The sequence below is a fragment of the Sorangium sp. So ce1036 genome, from assembly GCF_051369805.1.
GTDB classification, from domain to species: Bacteria; Myxococcota_A; Polyangia; order Polyangiales; family Polyangiaceae; genus Sorangium; species Sorangium cellulosum_F.
In genome coordinates, this window is record NZ_JBBMOX010000001.1 from 166,268 (window position 1) to 183,947 (window position 17,680).

Annotated in this window: 6 protein-coding genes; 5 read left to right on the plus strand and 1 reads right to left on the minus strand. The window is 74.1% G+C overall.

The features are described 5' to 3' along the window. Nucleotides 1–116 precede the first annotated feature (116 nt). Nucleotides 117–3,788, plus strand: coding sequence for a protein kinase domain-containing protein (locus WMF31_RS00465; RefSeq protein WP_436600059.1), 3,672 nt, complete (start codon nucleotides 117–119; stop codon nucleotides 3,786–3,788). A 54-nt stretch (nucleotides 3,789–3,842) separates the two neighbouring features. Here the strand turns inward: WMF31_RS00465 and WMF31_RS00470 are convergent, their stop codons facing one another. Further along, nucleotides 3,843–7,127 (minus strand): CHAT domain-containing protein, encoded by a 3,285-nt coding sequence (locus tag WMF31_RS00470; RefSeq protein WP_436600060.1) that lies wholly within the window; start codon nucleotides 7,125–7,127, stop codon nucleotides 3,843–3,845. Nucleotides 7,128–7,602: 475 nt separating this feature from the next. Here WMF31_RS00470 and WMF31_RS00475 point away from each other — a divergent pair, with 475 nt between their 5' ends. The 4 genes from WMF31_RS00475 (at nucleotide 7,603) to WMF31_RS00490 (ending at nucleotide 17,663) form a co-directional block, all read left to right on the plus strand. Then, complete coding sequence (locus WMF31_RS00475; RefSeq protein WP_436600061.1) at nucleotides 7,603–8,592, plus strand: hypothetical protein; 990 nt, start codon at nucleotides 7,603–7,605, stop codon at nucleotides 8,590–8,592. Nucleotides 8,593–8,787: 195 nt separating this feature from the next. Further along, the gene (locus WMF31_RS00480) at nucleotides 8,788–10,188 is read left to right on the plus strand and encodes a sigma 54-interacting transcriptional regulator (protein WP_436600062.1); all 1,401 of its coding nucleotides are present in this window, start codon (nucleotides 8,788–8,790) and stop codon (nucleotides 10,186–10,188) included. A 313-nt stretch (nucleotides 10,189–10,501) separates the two neighbouring features. Beyond that, nucleotides 10,502–16,300, plus strand: a complete 5,799-nt coding sequence (locus tag WMF31_RS00485; protein WP_436600063.1) for a calcium-binding protein — start codon at nucleotides 10,502–10,504, stop codon at nucleotides 16,298–16,300. 91 nt (nucleotides 16,301–16,391) lie between these two features. Beyond that, nucleotides 16,392–17,663 carry a calcium-binding protein gene (locus WMF31_RS00490; protein WP_436600064.1) on the plus strand — a complete coding sequence of 424 codons (1,272 nt, stop codon included), beginning with the start codon at nucleotides 16,392–16,394 and terminating at the stop codon, nucleotides 17,661–17,663. Nucleotides 17,664–17,680: the final 17 nt, after the last annotated feature.

Genomic DNA, 17,680 nt, shown 5'->3' on the forward strand with positions numbered 1-17,680 from the left:
CCTTCGCGGCCCTCCGGCGTCGCACCCGGTCTCGCGCGCCGGCGCAGGGGCACGTGGAACGTGCCCCGATGCACACCCGGCCGCGGTAGCATCGCGGCCGCAGGATGGCCTCCCCCATGTCCTCCGCAGCGCCCGCTTTCCTGGAGCGCCCCGGCGCGGAGCGCTGGCTCGGGCCGTTCCGGCTGCTCCATCCGCTCGGCCAGGGCGGCTTCGCCCCGGTCTGGCTCGCGGAGGAGGTCTACGAGGGGCGCAAGCTCCGCGACGCCGCGGTCAAGCTCTTCTTCCTCCCGGACGGCCTGTCCCCGGGCTCGGACGACGCCGCGCGCTGGCGCGACGCGATCCTCGACGAGGCGCGCGCCCTCTGCCGCGTCGAGCACCCGAACATCGTCCGCTTCTATGCCCTGCACCGGGACGACGCCTGGGGCGTGGTCGGCCTCGCCATGGAGCACATCACGGGCGTGAGCCTCGAGGTCCGGCTCAAGGAGGCCGGCCCCCTGAGCCCCGAGCAGGTCGCGCGGGCCGCGCTCGGCGTCGCCTGGGCGCTGTCGGCCGTGCACGGCGCCGGCCTCGTGCACCGCGACGTCAAGCCGGGCAACATCATCGAGCGCGCCCCGGCGAGGCGGGCGCCCGGCGACGGCCCCGCAGCGCACCCGGTCCACAAGCTCATCGACTTCGGCATCGTCGTCGAGGACCCCGCGCTCCGGCCGCGGGGCGCGGCCGCGCCCCGCCTCGTCGGCACGCCCGGCTACATCGCGCCGGAGCTGCTCCGCGGCGGCGCGGCCACCCCCGCCGCCGACCTCTACGCCCTCGGCGCCACCCTCTTCCGCCTGTGCACCGGCGAGCTCCCGCCCGGCGAGGCCGAGGGGGAGATCTCGTTCGTCCGGAGCCCGCGGCGCCCGCCCCGGCTCGACGCGATCCTGCCGCCGGGCTCCCCCGCGCTCGCGCCGCTCGCGCAGCTCACCGCGCTCCTCCTGGACCCCGATCCCGGCGCGCGCCCGCGCCACGCCGAGTGGGTCGCGCGCGAGCTCGAGCGCGTGCTCGAGCGCGCGATCGACGAGGGCCCGCCGCCGATCCGGCGGCCGGAGCCCGGCGCCGGGCGCGAGCGATCCGGCGCGCGCGACCTGGACGCCTTCGACTCCGACGCCCCCGCGGCGCGGGGCAGGGGCGCGCGCCCGGCCCCGCAGGCCGAGGCCCCGGCCGCGTGGGGCGCGCGCCCGGCCCCGCACGCCGAGCGCCCGACGGCGGAGGCCGTGGGGCCGGCCTCGCGGGGCGCCAGGCCGACCCGGCGGACCGAGACCGTCGCGCCGACCGAGCCCTGCCTGGACGCCCCGCTGGTGGGCCGCGGCGACGCCATCGCGGCGCTCGGTCGCCTGGCCACGGAGGCGCGCGGGGGCGGCGTCCGCGTCGCGCTGATCACCGGGCCGCTCGGCATCGGCCGCACCCGCCTGCTCGACGCCGCGCTCGAGGCCGAGCGCTTCGGCGCGGACCGCGTCCTGCGCGCCGCCTGCTCCCCCGAGCGGAAGAGCCCCCTCCGGCCGCTGCTCCGCGCCCTGGAGGCGCTCCCCCAGGACGCCACGAGCCCGCTCGGCCTCCTCGTGGACGCGATCGAGCGGGCCCTCTCCCCGAGCGTGCTCCCCGGCGCGCCGGACACGACCGCCGCCCTGGAGGGCGTGGAGGACGCGCTGCTCTGGGCGAGCACCGAGGCGCCGCTGGTCCTCGCCCTCGACGACCTCCAGTGGGCCGACGCGCACACCCTCGCGCTGCTGCGGCTCCTGCTCGAGCGCGTGGGCGCGAAGGTGGCGCGCGGGGGCGCCCCGGCGCGCCTCCTCGTCCTCGCGGCCGCGCGCGACGAGCCGAGCCCCTCGCCGCCGCTCCGCGCGCTGCTCGCCGAGGCGCGCGGGCGCGCCCGCCCCGGCGCCCGCCACCTCGCCCTCGGCCCGCTCGGCGACGCGGACGCCGCGCGCCTCGCCCAGGCCACGCTCCCGGTCGCGCCCGCGCTCGAGCGCGCGGTCGTGCGCGGCTCGGGCGGCGTGCCGTTCTTCATCGTGCACGCGCTCGTGGCGTGGCGCGAGACCGGCGCGCTCATCCACCGCGAGGGCGTCTGGGACGCCGCCGAGCCCGATCTCGCGGACCGCGGCGTGCCGGGCGTCGACGACCTCGTGGTCGCGCGCCTCGCCGGCTACCTCGACCCCGCGAGCGACGAGGGGCGCCTCGCCCTGCGCGCGCTCGCCGCCGTGGCGCTCCACGGCGGCGGCCTCTGCGCGGAGGTGCTCGCCGAGGCCACGGGCCGCGACGACGAGGCGCTGGAGGCCGCGCTGGACCTGCTCGTGGACGCCGGCCTGCTCACCGCCGCCGCGGGCCGGCAGCGCGGGCCGGAGTACAGCTTCGTCCAGGAGATGGTGCGCCTCTCGGTGCTCAACCTGGTGCGGCCGCGCCCCTGGCTGCGCCGCGTGCACCGCGCGCTGCTCGACGCCCTCGCCCGCAGGCCCGCGGCGGCCGCCGACGCCGCGTTCCTGGCCGCCGGCTACGAGCGCCTCGGCGCGGCCCCGGAGGCGCGGCGCTGGCTCGGCCGGGCGATGGAGGCGGCGATGTCGGCCGGCCTGTTCACCGAGGCGGTGGAGCTCGGCGAGCGCCTCGCCGCGCTCGTCGAGGATCCGGACGAGCGCGCCGCGGCCGAGATCGACGTGGTGCGCGCCCTCCTGCGCGGTCGGAAGCTCGAGGAGGCGCGGCGGCGGCTCGCCGCGCTCGACGCGCGCGCGGCGGTGTTCCCCGCGCGCCGCGCCGAGGTGGCGCTGCGGCGGCGGCTCTGCCGGCTGGAGGTGGCGCGGGGGCTGCGCGAGGAGGGCTACGACGACCCGGGGCTGCTCGCGGACGCCGACGCCCAGCCCGACGCGGCCCTCCGGTGCGAGGCGCGCATGGCGCTCGCCGGCGTCGCCTCGCCCGAGCGGGCCATGGCGCTCGCGGGCGAGGCGGTGGCGCTCGCGGCGCGGGCCGGGGCGGGGCTGGAGTTCGGGGCGCGCGTGCTGCGCTTCGAGCTGAACTACGCCTCGAACCGCCGCGATCTCGCGGTGGCGGAGGAGGACCTCACGCGCGCGCTCGCGATCGCCGAGGCGCTCGGCTCGCGCTGGCACAGGCTGCACATCGAGGCGGATCTCGCGGTGCTCGACGCCGAGCGCGGCCGGATCGCGGAGGCGATCGCGCGGCTCGAGCGCGTCGCCGGCCAGGCCGAGGCGGACGGCATGCGCGGCCAGCTCCGCCTCGTGCTGACGAACCTGGCCGCGTTCCTGCTCCGCCAGGGCCGCGCGCGCGAGGCCGCGGAGACGGCCGCGCGCACGGCCGAGCTGGCGGCCGAGGCCGGCGATCCGGCGCTGCGCGCGAGCGCGCTGTCGCTGCGCGCGGACGCGCTCCGGCGCGTCGGGGAGCTCGAGGGCGCGCTCGCGGCGGCCGACGAGGCCGCGGCGCTCCAGCGCGCCCACCGCGACCGCCGCGAGGCGCTCACGCTGCTGCGGCGCGCGGAGATCCTCGCCCTGTCGGGCCGCTCCGCCGACGCGCTGGCGGACGCGCGCGCGGCCAGGGACGTCGCCGAGGCGGGGGCCGACCGCGATCTCGCGATCGGCGCGCGGCTGTGGGAGCTCCTGCACCTGGCGCGGCGCGGCGAGATCGGGGTCGAGGCCCTGGAGGACGCGGTCGCCGAGGCCGCCGGGGCGGGCGTGACGTTGCGCCCGCTCACGCTGGCGCTGATGGACGAGGCGCGCGCGTGGATCGCCGGGGCGGCGGCGCGGGCGTGACGCGGCGGCTCGACCGGGGGGAGGGTGCCCCGGGGGAGGGGCGCCCAGGGGGCCTCACCCCCCTCGACCGGCCGCGGGGCGGCGCAGGGCGGCCCTCCGGCGGCGGTGGCGCGCGGCGAGGCCGCCCATCGCGAGGAGCGCGCCGCCCGCGGCGCCCCCGGACGAGGCGGCCGCCCCCGCCGCGTCGCAGGCGCAGCCGCGGGGGCCGGGGGGCACGGCGGCCACGGCGGGCACGGGCCGCGGCGCGGCCGGCTGCGGGGCCACCTCGCGGCCGTCGAGGGTGGTGCCGTCGCCGGAGACGATGAACGCGGCCCAGTAAAAGGGGTGCGCGGTCTCCGGCCGAGACCGCATCTCGAGCTGCGCCTGGCGCATCGCCTCGACGCGGCCCCCGCCCGCGGCGAGCTTCTCGTAATAGGCCTCCATCAGGCGGCGGGTCTCGCGGTCCTGGACCTTCCAGAGGCTCATCACCTGGGTCTCCGCCCCGGCGAGCACCAGCGCCCGCCGCAGGCCGTGGACCCCGTCCCCCCGCTTCAGCTCGCCGAGGCCCGTCTCGCACGCCGACAGCACGACGAGCTGCGTGCCGTAAAGGTCCAGGCCCGAGGCCTCCAGCGCGGTCAGCACGCCGTCCTCGGGGCCGTCGTAGGGCCGGTTGGCCGAGGCGAGCGCCACGCCGGCGCGCAGCAGCGGGTTCTCGGCGGCGACCCCGCCCGCGCGCGCCTCGTCGGCGTCGGGGAGGAAGAACCCGTGCGTCGCGAGGTGGAGGACGCGCGGGTGCGCCGCGCCCTTGAGCGCCTCCTCGGTCGCGTCGAGGCCGGTGAGCACCTTCGCCCCCGGGAAGCGCCGCCCGATCGCCGTGGCCTCGGGGAGCGTGCCGGGCAGGGGCGGGAACGACAGGGCGCGCATGTCGACGGAGCGCCTCGGCGCCGCGGCGCCCGCCGGGGCCGCGCGGCGGAAGCGGGCGTGCCGGAGCGCGTCGCCGAACTCCGGCGCGCCGACGACCAGCGCGGGCAGCGCCGGCGCGGCGCGGCGCGGGGCGTGGTGCCGGGCGCGGAGCAGGTCGCGGCCGCTCGTCAGGTACGTGAACGAGCTGTGCTCCAGCAGGTAGCGCCCGCGCTCGTCGACGAGCGCGCCGAAGGGGACCAGGTTGAGCTCGCCGTCGGGGCTGAGGAAGATCCAGCGGGCGCCGCCGAGCAGCGCGCGGACCGGCCGCATGATGCGCTCGTCGAGGGCGCGCGCGGCGCGCTGCGGGTCGCGGCGCGCCCCGGCGAACGCGCGCCGCAGGTCGCCGGCGGCCGCGTCGATTGGCGCCGCCTCGCCGAGGTCGACCCAGGCGACGCGGCCGTCGGCGTGGAGCACGTACGCGGCGTACCTCGGCGCGCCCCAGGCGCCCGGCGCGCGCCAGGCGCCCGGCGCGCGCGGCGCGGCGCCGCCCCGTCCCGGGAGGTACGGGCGGCGCACGACGAGCTCCACGAGCGCCGCGCCCTCCGGCAGGGCGGCGGCCACGCGGTCCAGGGTGACCGGCGCGTCGTCGATCCGCAGCGGGGCGCCGCGCCGGCCGATCTCCTCCTCGATCGCCCGCTTCTGCCGATCGAGCTCGTCGATCCCCGCGCGGAGCACCTCGGGCTGCCGCGAGGAGGGGAGGCGGACGACGAGATCGACGATCCGCGACTGGACGTCGACGAGCTGCTGGAGGAGCAGCGCGTCGTCGGCGTCGCCCCGGTCCCTGAGCGCGGCGATCCGGTCCGCGGCCGCGTCGAGGGCGATGCCCTTGCGCCGGAGCACGGTGGTCAGGGCGAGGCGCGCCGCCTCCGCGTCGGACGGGGCGCCGTCCGCGTGCAGCGAGAGGAGCAGGTCGGTCTCGTCGCCGAGCGCGCCGGCGAAGGCGGTCCGGTGCTCCTCGCTCGCGGTGGGGAGCAGCGCGAGCGCGCGCCGATCCTGGAGGTCCGCGCCGCGCGCGAGCAGGCCGATGGCCTCGCGGATCTCCCCCTGGGCGAGGCGGAGCCGGCCGAGCCGCGCGAGGGCGCGGGCGACACGCGGGTGCTCCGGGCCGAAGGCGGCCTCCTCGATGGCGAGCGCGCGCCGGTAGAGCGGCTCGGCGGCCCGAGGGGCCCCGCCCGCCTCCTGGAGCTCGCCGAGCGCGGCGAGCGCCTCGGCGACGCCCGGGTGCCGGTCGCCGAGGCGCCGCTCGCGCAGCGCGAGCGCGTCGCGGTAGGCGCGCTCCGCGGCCGCGGGATCGCCGCGCCGCAGCGCGAGATCGCCGCGGATCATCAGGGAGGTGGTCCGCCCGACGTGGCCTGCGCCGAGCCTCCTGTCGCGCAGCGCGAGCGCCCGCTCGACGAGCGGCTCGACCTGCGAGGGGTCGGCCCCTTGCAGCAGCAGGACCGACGCGAGCCGGTCCAGCGCGGCGGCGAGGCTCGGGTGCTCCGGGCCGAGCCGCTCCTCGAGGATGCCGATCGCGCGCTCGAGGAGCGGCCGGGCCAGCGCCGGATCGCCCGCTTCGGCGTGGATGTCGGCGAGGTCCTGGAGGCAGCGCGCGGTGAGGGGCTGGTCGAACTTGCACTTGGATTCCTGGAGGTCGTGGAGGCGGCCCTCGGCGCGCCCGTAGTCCGCGCGGGCGATCTCCAGCTCTGCCTGGGCCAGGATGAGGTGAGCAGAGAGGCTGCGGTCCTTCTCATCGGCCTTGCTCAGCAGCGCGTCGATCTGGCCGTACTCCGCCTTCGCCAGGAGGAGGCGAGCGAGGGTGTCCACGGCGCCCCGGTGCGCCGCGGACGCCGAGCGGTGGGGCCAGTCTTCTCCGTACATCGCACGCATGAGGAGCGGCTCCGCAGCGGCGTGATCGCCTTGCTTCATGCGGAGCTCTCCGAGCACCGCGAGGGCACGCACGAGCACCTCGCGCGTGCCGGTGTCTTCCCGCTTCCTGGCGCGATACCGCTCCACCGCGTCGAGCACGCGCGCGAGCGGCGGCTCGGCGCCGGCGTAATCTCCGCTCCCCATTCGCGCGGCCCCGAGCTCCACCAGGTACCGCCACATGGTCAGGTCGGCGTCTCCGGCGGCGCCGCGGGTGGGGCGACCGCTGCGCGCTCGCGCCTCCTCGATGTCTGCGATGCTGGACGCTGCCCCGCGCGCCCGTGCCGCGTAGTCCTCATTGTTGCTGAGCCACAGCGCGGCCGTCGCGTCTCCCGGCCCGAGCACGGCGCCGCGCGGCTCGATAGCGTGCGCGCTCGCCGCCGCGAGCCAGACCACGAGGAGCGACGCCGCGCCGCCGAGCCATCCACCCCACCGCACGGTGGCCATCGCGCCGCCACGGCCGCGGCCAGCGCCCTGCATCCTGCCGCTCATCGTCCATCCTCCATCGACCTCGTGTCGCGCCCGCCGCGAAAGGCGCGCGTCGAGCGCCGCCGAGCGCAGCTCCCCGGCATCGCCCATCCGCGGAGCGGCCGGCTCCACGAGGCGCGCGCGACCTGCGTGGAGCCTGTCTCCACTGGAGTCAACCCTGCGTTGCGGCGGGCCCACCGAGGGATCCGGCGACAGCGGACAGCGGCAGGAGGCGCGAGCGCGGCGCCGCCCTCCTGCGCCTCGATCTCCCGGCCCTCGCCGTCGAGCGCGACGCGCCCGTCGCACCGGGGGCGCCGGGCGGGAGGTGCGGTGTCCCTGCGCGGTCGCACCGCGCCGCGAGCCGCCCCGATCCTCCCGCGGCCTGCCCCCCGCCCATGAGCCCTGTTCGCCGCGCGCGCGCGGCGCGCCGGGCCGGCCGGCCAGCGCCGCGTTCGCGCGCTCCGGCGCCCTGGTACGGCGATTGCGATAGGCGCTCATCATGCCCGATCGGCACGTCGGTCGATTCGATAGCTCGACGATTCAAGACAACAACAAGGGAAAGATGACGGCCATGAAGCTCGCTCACATTTTCGCCTGCATGAGCTCTCTCGTCCTGGTGGCCTGCGTCTCCGGCGAACCGCAAGAGTCGCCCGGAGAGGCAGAGGACCCGGGCCACGCCGCCGCGCGGGATCCGCTCGGCATCGACCTCGAGGCCGTGGGCCTCTCGGCGGGCGACGCGCCCTGCGGCGAGGACGCGCACGTCGCCTCGATCGTCGACGAGGCGGGCCGCTACCTCGCGTTCTGCGCGAGCGACTCGGGCGGCACGTCGGTCCTGCAGATCACCCCGGGCGGCGTCGCCCCCGTCGGGGCGCCCTCCGCCTGTGCGCTCGACACGTTCCTCGCGGCCTCGCCGGAGGGCACCCCGGTGCCCCGCGCGCTCGTCGCCGCCTGCAAGGACGCGCCCCGGCTCACGCGCGCGCTCTCGGACGCGCCCGTCGTCGTGAACACGCCGCCCGCCGCGCTCGACGGCATCGCCGCGCTGGGCCCGTGCCAGAGCGCGGCGGTCTTCACGAGCGTGCACTGCGGCGCGATCGACGACTACGCCTCTCACCCGCAGGTCGCGGACTCGGTGAGCTGGTGCCGCGTGGGCCCCTTCTCGGGCGGCGCGCAGCGCACCGCCAGCCAGCAGGGCCTGCCGTACGCCTTCGAGGGCCGCATGACCGTCGCCGCGTGCGGCGCGGCGCGGACCAACTTCAAGGGCTACGTCAAGAAGGGGATCAGCGGCGCGTGGGCGGTGGTCCCCGGGGTGAACGTGACCCTCAGCCCCAATCGCGTCGCGACCCGCGACATTCACCACTATGACGTGCCCGAGTACGACAACTTCAACACCCCCCATTACGGCCTCGACCTGCGCTTCACCGTCACGCCGAGCGACGGCGCCTGGTACCGCTACACCGGCGCTTTCATCGAATACCCGCCCGTGCCCTGAGCCGAGGCCCCGCGAGGGCGCCGCCTCGCACGGGCGCTTCCGTTGAAGCGCCACCCCGCGCCCTCGCCGCTCGGGCCCGCCGCCGTCGCGCGCGGCGGGCCGGGGCGGGTCGCGGGGTCGCCGTCCAGGTCGTCGACGCCGCGCGCAACCACGCGCGGCGCGCCGGTCGTCGGCTCCCCGGGTATACTGCGGCGCGTGGCCGAGGAGCTCACCCAGCCGCTCGCGCGCGACGGCAGCGCCTACAAGCTCGCCTCGCGCAAGATCCGCGTCGAGGTCGTGGACGGGCCGGACCGAGGGCTCGTCGCCGACCTGCCCGGGCCCGAGGCGAGCGTCGGGCTCGGCCGCGAGTGCGATCTCGTCCTCAAGGATCCCACGGTCAGCCGCCGGCACCTCGTCGTCCGCATCGAGGGCGAGCGCATCCGCGTGATCGACGACGGCAGCCGCAATGGCACCCTGGTCGACGGGGTGGCGGTGCGGGACGCCTATGCCCGCCCCGACGCGGCCATCGTCGTCGGGGGCACCACGCTGCGCCTGCGCATGCTGAGCGACGTCATCGAGCTGCCGCTCTCCCACCGCGAGCGCTTCGGCGGCATGCTCGGGCCCAGCGTGGCCATGCGCCGCCTGTTCGCGGTGCTCGAGCGGGTCGTGCTCACCGACGCCACCGTGCTCGTCGAGGGCGAGACCGGCACCGGCAAGGAGCTCGTGGCCGAGGCGGTGCACGAGGAGAGCCCGCGGCACGGCGGGCCGTTCGTGGTCTTCGACTGCTCGGCGGTGAGCGCCACGCTCATCGAGAGCGAGCTGTTCGGCCACGTGAAGGGCGCCTTCACCAGCGCCGTGTCCGAGCGGCCGGGCGCGTTCGAGGCGGCGGACGGCGGCACCCTGTTCCTCGACGAGATCGGCGAGCTGCCGCTCGACTTGCAGCCCAAGCTGCTGCGCGTCCTCGAGCGCCGCGAGGTGCGGCGGGTGGGGTCCAACGTGGCGCGGCGGGTGGACGTGCGCGTCGTCGCGGCCACGAACAGGAACCTCGCCCGCGAGGTGGAGCGCGGGCGGTTCCGCGAGGATCTCTATTACCGCCTCGCCGTCATCCAGGTCACCGTGCCGCCGCTGCGCGAGCGGCAGGGGGATATCCCGCTGCTCGTGCGTCATTTCGAGCGGGAGCTCGGGTCCCGCGCGGGGTCGCCGCCGGCGCTGTCCGAGGAGGCGGTGGCGGCGCTCGCGGCGCGCTCGTGGCCGGGCAACGTCCGGGAGCTGCGCAACGCGGTCGCCCGCGCGCTCTCGCTGGGCGCGGCCGGGAGCGCGGGCGGCCCCCCGGCGCCGGGCGCGGCGCGCGACGGCGACGCGCCCGGCGCGCCCGCGGTGGATCTGGGCGAGCCGCTGCTCGCCGGGCGGGAGCGCGTGGCCGAGGCGTACGAGCGGGCCTACCTGGACGCCGCGCTCAGGCAGACGGGCGGCAACGTGTCGCGCGCGGCGGAGCTCGCGCGGGTGAACCGGAAGTTCATCCAGCGCGCGATGAAGCGGTATGGCCTGCGCGGGGGGGCGGACGCCGGCGGGGAGGGCGGGGACGCGGACGGGGAGGGCGGGGACGCGGGCGGGTAGGGGCTGCGGGCGGCGGAGGAGGAGTCCGGGATCCACGCCGGCGCAGCGGACGACCCACCCACGAGGACCCGGAGCCCGAGCGCGCGCCGACGCTCGTCGCGACGCCGGCGTCGCGCGGAGGCATCGACTCGGTCCGCCGATGTCACGCGACATGTCACGGGACATCTGGCCGATGTCACATGACACCATCCCGTCCGATGGCGCAGCGCGCCCGGATCTCCGCCTGTTTGCCTGGGCCCACCGGAGGATCCGCCCGCGCCAGGCGTGGCGCGGTTCTTGCCGAGTATCCAGCGCTCGTTCTGGAGTGGGCGCGATGAGACGAACTACCAACAAGAATCTTCTGCTTGCGATCCTGACATCGATAGGGGCGCTCGGCGTGTCGCCCGCGGCGCATGCCTTCTCCTGGGAAGACATCCAGCCGAAGAGCGGCGTGAAGCAGGGCAAATGGGAGGGCCCCGGCGGCTTCGAGCTCAAGTGGAACGCGTCGGAAGGGAACATCAACTTCGAGCTCACCTCACCCAACTCGGGCATCTACTCGGCCAACTATGGCACCAACCCGACCGCCATCGAGAACGGCGGTGTCTGGAACGTGCCCGGCGAGGGGAACGGCGTCGTCACCTACGGCACGAACCGCGGCATCAAGCTGGAGGTCCCCGTCGGACCGAACGTCGCGCTCGTCACCGAAGGGAAGATGAACGACAAGTGGGAGTACGTCCCCGAGAAGGCGGAGATCGAGTTCGGGCTCGCCCGCCCGCTCAGGACCAGCTACAAGGCGGACGGCTCCGGCGTCCATCAGCAGGGCGACCACTGGGAGACGGAGGCGAAGCTCAAATTCGTCCTCGAGGGGATCCAGTCGCCCGACCCCAACTGGGGGTTCGCGGTCGAGACATCGATCCTCGGCCTGGAGATCATCAACGAGGAGTACGTCGGGTTCGGCCGGCGCGACCTGCTCGGCAACGGCATGCTGGGGCACCTGGCCGACTTCATGCGCTGGCGCCAGGACTACCTCCTGGATCTGTCCCAGGGGCGGGCGCCGCACATGGGCGACGTCGACGCCGAGCTGCCGGACATGGCGCTCTTCCTCGCCTTCATGAACATCGGCGGCGATCCGCTCGCGATCGATCTCGACGACGACGGCGTCGAGACCCTCGGCCTCGATGGTTCGGACTCGGTCCTCTTCGATCACGACGGCGACGGGGTGGCCACCGCCACGGGGTGGGTGGCGCCCGACGACGGCTGGATCGTGCGGGATCGCAACCTCGACGGTCAGATCAACGACGGAAACGAGCTCTTCGGCGTCCACACCGTGAAGCTCGACGGGACCCTGGCGGCCGACGGCCTCGACGCCCTCTCGGATCTCGACACCACGCGCGACGGGCTCGTCGACGCCGCCGACGCCGACTTCGGCATGCTGCGCGTCTGGCAGGACCTGAACTCGAACGGCTGGGTCGAGCTGGGCGAGCTCGCGCCGCTCGCGGAGATGGGGATCACCTCGATCGCCCTCTCGGAGACAGGCAACCTCAGCGGCGCCAACGGGAACCGCTTCGCCGGCACGGCCGTGTACACCCGCGACGACGGGACGACCGGGATCGTCGCCAACCTGATCCCGGCGGAGAGCAACTTCTACGCGGAGTTCACGGACCCGGTCGTCATCTCGCCCGAGGCCGCGGCGCTCCCGTACATGGGCGGCAGCGGGTTCGTGCGCCCGCTGCGCGAGGCGATGTCGATCGATCCCGTGCTGCTCTCGCTGGTCAGCGCGTTCGCGGCCGAGCCGACGCGCGAGGGCCAGCGGCGCAAGGTCGACGAGATCCTGGCGCGCTGGGCGCAGGCGGCGCCCGGGGGCTCGCTCTACCACCAGTCGATCGCGACCAACACGCCCATCTGGGTGAACTTCCAGCGCGCGAAGAAGCCGAAGGTCGACGCGCAAGGCGGCGGCGCGTTCACCACGAGCGGCAGCTCTTCCGTCAACAGAGGTCATGTGTACCCGATGAGCGCCGACTACGGGGTGACCCCGCTCGTGCCGGGCGCGACGGAGGACCAGACGCGCACGGATCTGGCGACGCTGTTCTCCTCGGAGGCGGAGCGCCTCGGGGTGAGCGGAGACCCGCGGTGGCTGAAGGCGGTGCTGGAGCTCAGCGATCATCCGATGGTGATCGAGTACAAGAGGCACCTCGGGCGCCTCACCGTGGTCGAGGTGTTCAGCGGCGTGGCGAGCCGCGACTGGGACCAGCTGTCGACCGACGCGTATGGCAAGCGCGTCACGTTCAACGCCCAGAACACGTGGGGGTTCGACGCGGCGTACCGCCTGATCTCCGAGCGCGTTTACGGTGCGCTCGCCGTCCAGACGCGCCTGCAGTCGTACCTCGATCTCGTCCCCGATCCCACCGGGCCCGGGAGCCTCGACTTCTCGGCGCTGGACCAGCGCCTCCAGCTCGATATCGACGGCGAGTACGAGATGGTGCAGTCCAATGACGCGCTCGCCGATCTCGTGGATCTCGTGCGCCACGCGGGCCCCTCGCTGATGCGCTTCGGCTGGGATCCGCGCCCGCTCATCGCGGACGCCCTCGACGCGACGCTGGATGCCACCTTCGATTATGCGAACGACTGGCTCCCCGTCGGCGGGTGCTTCTGGCAGCCCTCCGCGGGGATGGATCCCACCGCCCACTACAATGAGTCGTACCTGGGGGCGCTGCAGGACCGGCACTCCCTGTTCATGCACAGCGGGTACCCCGACCCGTACAACCGGCCCGACTCCTTCCTGGTGAAGCTCAGCCCCGGGGATCTGTGCGGCAGTTTCCGCTGGTTCGATTACACCTGGGAGGGCCAGATCGCGAACCCCACGAAGACGACGCCCCTCCGCTTCGATCACCACCGCAACGGCCATGATCTCGTCTGGAACGCCCAGAAGGTGTCGGCCGGCGTGGGCGACGACCTCATCTTCGTCCACCCGACCGACGCGGACCGCATCGACGGCGGTCCCGGCGACGACACCTATGTCGTCGGCGCGAATTACGGCGAGCTCTACCTCGCGGGGTCCGAGCTCAGCACCGACACGCTGCAGTTCATCGACGGCATCCGCAAGGAGGACGTCAAGGTCACGCGCGCGAACCACAACCTCGTCCTCGAGGTGACGAGCGCGCCGCAGGAGACCCGCACGAAGGTCTCCGTCGCGGGGTTCTTCGGGCAAGACGCCACGAGCGGCGCCGCGCTGGGGACCGTCGCGTTCAGCGACGGCACGTTCTGGGAGACCCGCGACCTCCGCGTGAAGGTGCTGGACAACGGCGACGCAGGCGGGTCGATCCTCGGCTACGGGACCGCGGACCTCATCGACGCGCAGGGGGGCAACGACGCGCTCGCCGGCCAGGATGGGCAGGACTTCCTGCTCGGCGGCGACGGCAACGACAGCCTCGACGGGGGCGATCACGGCGACTACCTGTACGGGGGCGCCGGGGACGACAACCTCTCCGGCCAGCGTGGAGACGACGTGCTCGACGACGACGCGGGCGACGATCACTTCAGGGGTGGCGACGGCGACGACCTGTTCCTCGTGGGCGGGCTCCTGGCAGGTGACGATCTGGTCGACGACGTGGCGGGCAGCAACCGACTCGCGTTCGCCACCGACGTCACGCCCGAGATGATCCGCGTCCGCAACGACAACGGCACGATGGTCCTCACCGTGACGGGCGATGGTGAATCGCGGGAGGTCACGGTCCGGTGGCAGTTCACCGAGGGCGACACGCGGGGCGTGGACGCCGTGCAGATCGGCGAGCCGGCCGTGGCGGCGTGGAACAGGGAGGAGCTCAAGCAGATGGCCATGTCCGGCACGACGGGCAACGACGTCATCACGGCGTTCGAGTCGGCGGACACCATCTCGGGCGGCGATGGAAACGACGTGATCAGCGGCCGCGGCGGCGACGACGACCTGTCCGGCGGCGACGGGAACGACGGGCTCGACGGCGGCGACGGCGAGGACCGCCTGGACGGCGGCAGCGGGGACGACTCCCTCACCGGCGGCAATCACGACGACCACCTGATCGGCGGCAGCGGAAATGACCGTCTCGTGGGCCACGCGGGCGACGACGTGCTCGAAGGCGGTCCAGGCGACGATCATTTCACCGGCAATGAAGGCAACGACACGCACATCGTGGGCGGCCTGGAGGGCGGCGACGATCTGGTGGATGATTATTCGGGGGACGACCGGCTCGTGCTCGGCGCCGACGTGTCGCCCGAGATGGTGCGTGTCCGCCACGTCGGTCTGGACATGGTCCTCACGATCGCGAGCAACGGCCAGTCCCGGCAGGTCAAGGTCCGGGGGCAGTTCAGCGAGAGCGGCTCGAGCGGCGTGGACACCGTGCAGATCGGCGACCCCGCCATCATCACCTGGAGCCGGGAGGACCTGCGGCTCCTGGCGATCGCCGGCTCGCCGGAGAACGACAACCTCGTGGGGTTCTCGACGGCGGACATCATCTCGGGAGGTCCGGGGAACGACGGGCTCTCGGGTCAAGGCGGCGATGATGTCCTGTCGGGCGATGACGGCGACGACGGGCTCGACGGCGGCGACGGCGACGACCACCTGATCGGCGGGAGCGGGGACGACAACCTCACGGGGCAGCGGGGGAACGACGTGCTCGACGGCGGCGAGGGCGACGACCATTTCACCGGCGGCGAGGGCGACGACACGTTCCTCGTGGGCGGCATGGAGGGAGGCACCGATCTGGTGGACGACTTCTCGGGCGGCAGCAATCGCCTCGTGCTCGGCGCCGACGTGACGCCCGAAATGGTGCACGTCCGCAACGTGAACCGGGCCATGATCGTCACGCTCCTGGGCGACGGCGAGTACCGGCAGATCACCGTTCGGTCGCAGTTCACCGAGAGCGGCGCTTCGGGGGTCGACGTCATGCAGATCGGCGATCCGGCCACCGCGACCTGGAACAGGGAAGACCTGCGCTTCCTGGCGCTCGCCGGGACACCGGAGAACGACAGCATCGTCGGGTTCGACTCGGCGGACGTCATCTCGGGGTTCGCAGGGAACGACGCGATCTCCGGGCAAGGCGGCGACGACTCTCTGAAGGGCGATGACGGCAACGACTCGTTGAGCGGTGACGGCGGCAACGACACCCTCGAGGGGGGGAACGGGGACGATCGCCTCAACGGTTACCAGGGCGACGACGTCCTCGTCGGCGGGGCCGGCGACGATTCGATGAACGGCGGAGAGGGCAGCGATACATACTATTACTCCGGAGGGCAAGACATCATCCAGAACAGCGACGTGGGCGCTGCCAGCATCGACACCGTGATCTTCGACGACGCCCTCGCGCCCGGCGACCTGGAGTTCCGAAAGGACGGATACAGCGATCTCCTGATCAGCGTCCGCGGCCTCCCCGACACGCTGCGGGTCACCGGCTTCCTGACGGGCAACGCGGCCTCTGCGTACACGGTCGACCTGTTCCAGTTCGGCGCCGCCCCCGGCGCGCCGCAGATGACGGCCGCCGAGGTGGCTCACCTGATGCTCTACGGGGACGGGAGCCCCATCCACGGGGACGAGCTCGCGAACCGTCTCGAAGGGTTCCTCGGGGCGGACACGATCTCCGGCTTCGGCGGCAATGACGCGCTGTTCGGAAAGGACGGCGACGATATCCTGAACGGGATGGCGGGCGCCGACGAGCTGTACGGCGACCCCGGCGCCGACACGCTGAACGGCGGGCCCGGCAACGACACGCTCCGCGGCGGCGCCGGGGGCGACAGGTACGTGTTCAACCCCGGCGACGGGGCCGACATCATCGTGCAGGCGTCGGACGGCGCGCCCGGGGATCTCGACGTCATCGAGATCGGCGGGCCGGCGGCGGTGATCGAGGGAGCCACGTTCCGGCGGGTGAGCCCGAGAGACATCGAGCTGCGGCTCTCGGCGGGGGACGAGCTCGTCGTGACGATCCGCGACTTTCTCCTGGGCGACGCCGCCGGCACCGTCAAGCCGACCAACGAGGTCGACGAGGTCCGCTGGTCGGATCACACGCTGTGCACCAAGGAGCGGATCCGGGACGCGCTGGTCGCGAGCCCGTCCGGGACCGCGGTCCCCGCCCGGACCGCGTGCGGCAGCGACATGCAGTGGTAGCGGCGCGCGGCGCCGGAACAGCGCGAGGGTGTGCACGATGAACGAGCGACGTTTGTTTGTGATCCTGGTTTCGGTAGGGGCTCTGGGCGCCGTGTCGGCCTGCACGGCGCACGACGTGCCCGTGGAGGACGTCCTGCCGAGCGGCGGCATCGATCCGGTCACCCTCGAGGCGACAGGGGAGGGCGCGGAGGACGACGAGATCTCCGGGACGCCTGGTGACGACGTCCTCGAGGGGACCGAGGCGGGCGATATCATATCAGGGCTCGACGGGAACGACACCATCCACGGCCGCTTCGGGGATGATCTCCTGTTCGGCGACGGTGGGGACGACGTGCTGCTGGGCGATGATGGCGACGACATCCTCGAGGGCGGGGTCGGTGACGACGATCTCACGGGCGGTAGCGGCGCCGATCACATGAACGGCGGCAGCGGCAACGACGTGATGAGGGGCGGAGACGGCGCGGATACCTACTACTATAGCCAGGGGCAGGACATCATCCATAACGTCGATGTGGCGGGCCATGGCAACATCGACGTCGACACCGTGATCATCGATACCCACTCGACCCCTCCCGACCACGTCGTCTTCCAGCAGGACCTGACGGACCTCTTGATCAGCTTCCCCGGCCGGCCCGACACGCTGCGCATCCTCTCGTTCTTCGGGGGCAACGGCGCCGCCGGCGGCACGGTCGATCGGATCAGGTTCGGCAATCAATCCGACACGTGGGAGATGTCCGCGGACGAGGTGGCGTATATCGCGCTGTACGGGAGCGGGACCCCGATCATCGGTACCAGCCTTGAAGACGATTTGAGAGGGGCCGCCCAGCAGGATCTCCTCTGGGGGAGGGCGGGCGACGACGTGCTCATCGGATACCATGGGAACGACGGCCTGTACGGGGAGAGCGGATACGACGTACTGCTCGGTGGCCCAGGCGCGGACGAGCTGGAAGGCGGGCTCGACAATGATCTGCTCCACGGCGGGCACGGGAGCGACAGCTACATCTTCAAGCCCGGGGATGGTAATGACGTCATCTATCAGCCGTCGGAGCCCGACTGGTCTGTTAATTACGATTACATCAAGATCGATGGTCCAGAGTCCGTGATCGACGGGGCGTCGTTTCATCGGCCGAACGACACCGACCTCGTCCTGCGCCTCGCGCCCGAGCACAATCTCGCCATCCGGGTCATGGGCTTCTTCGATCCGGTCACCGGTCTGGTCGCCGATCCCAACGAGGTGGACGATGTCCGCTGGCCCGATCGCACGCTGTGCAGGAGCTGGATGATCCGGAACGCGCTGGCCGCCGTGCCGATCGGAACGGCGGTGGACGTGCGGACCACGTGCGGTACCAGCATGCGGTGGTGACGGCGGGCGGGGCCCGG

Excerpts from the sequence above, each read along its gene's own strand:
- WMF31_RS00465 (WP_436600059.1), top strand. The coding sequence starts at position 117 with ATGTCCTCCGCAGCGCCCGCTTTCCTGGAGCGCCCCGGCGCGGAGCGC.
- WMF31_RS00470 (WP_436600060.1), bottom strand. The coding sequence starts at position 7,127 with ATGAGCGGCAGGATGCAGGGCGCTGGCCGCGGCCGTGGCGGCGCGATG.
- WMF31_RS00475 (WP_436600061.1), top strand. The coding sequence starts at position 7,603 with ATGCCCGATCGGCACGTCGGTCGATTCGATAGCTCGACGATTCAAGAC.
- WMF31_RS00485 (WP_436600063.1), top strand. The coding sequence starts at position 10,502 with ATGAGACGAACTACCAACAAGAATCTTCTGCTTGCGATCCTGACATCG.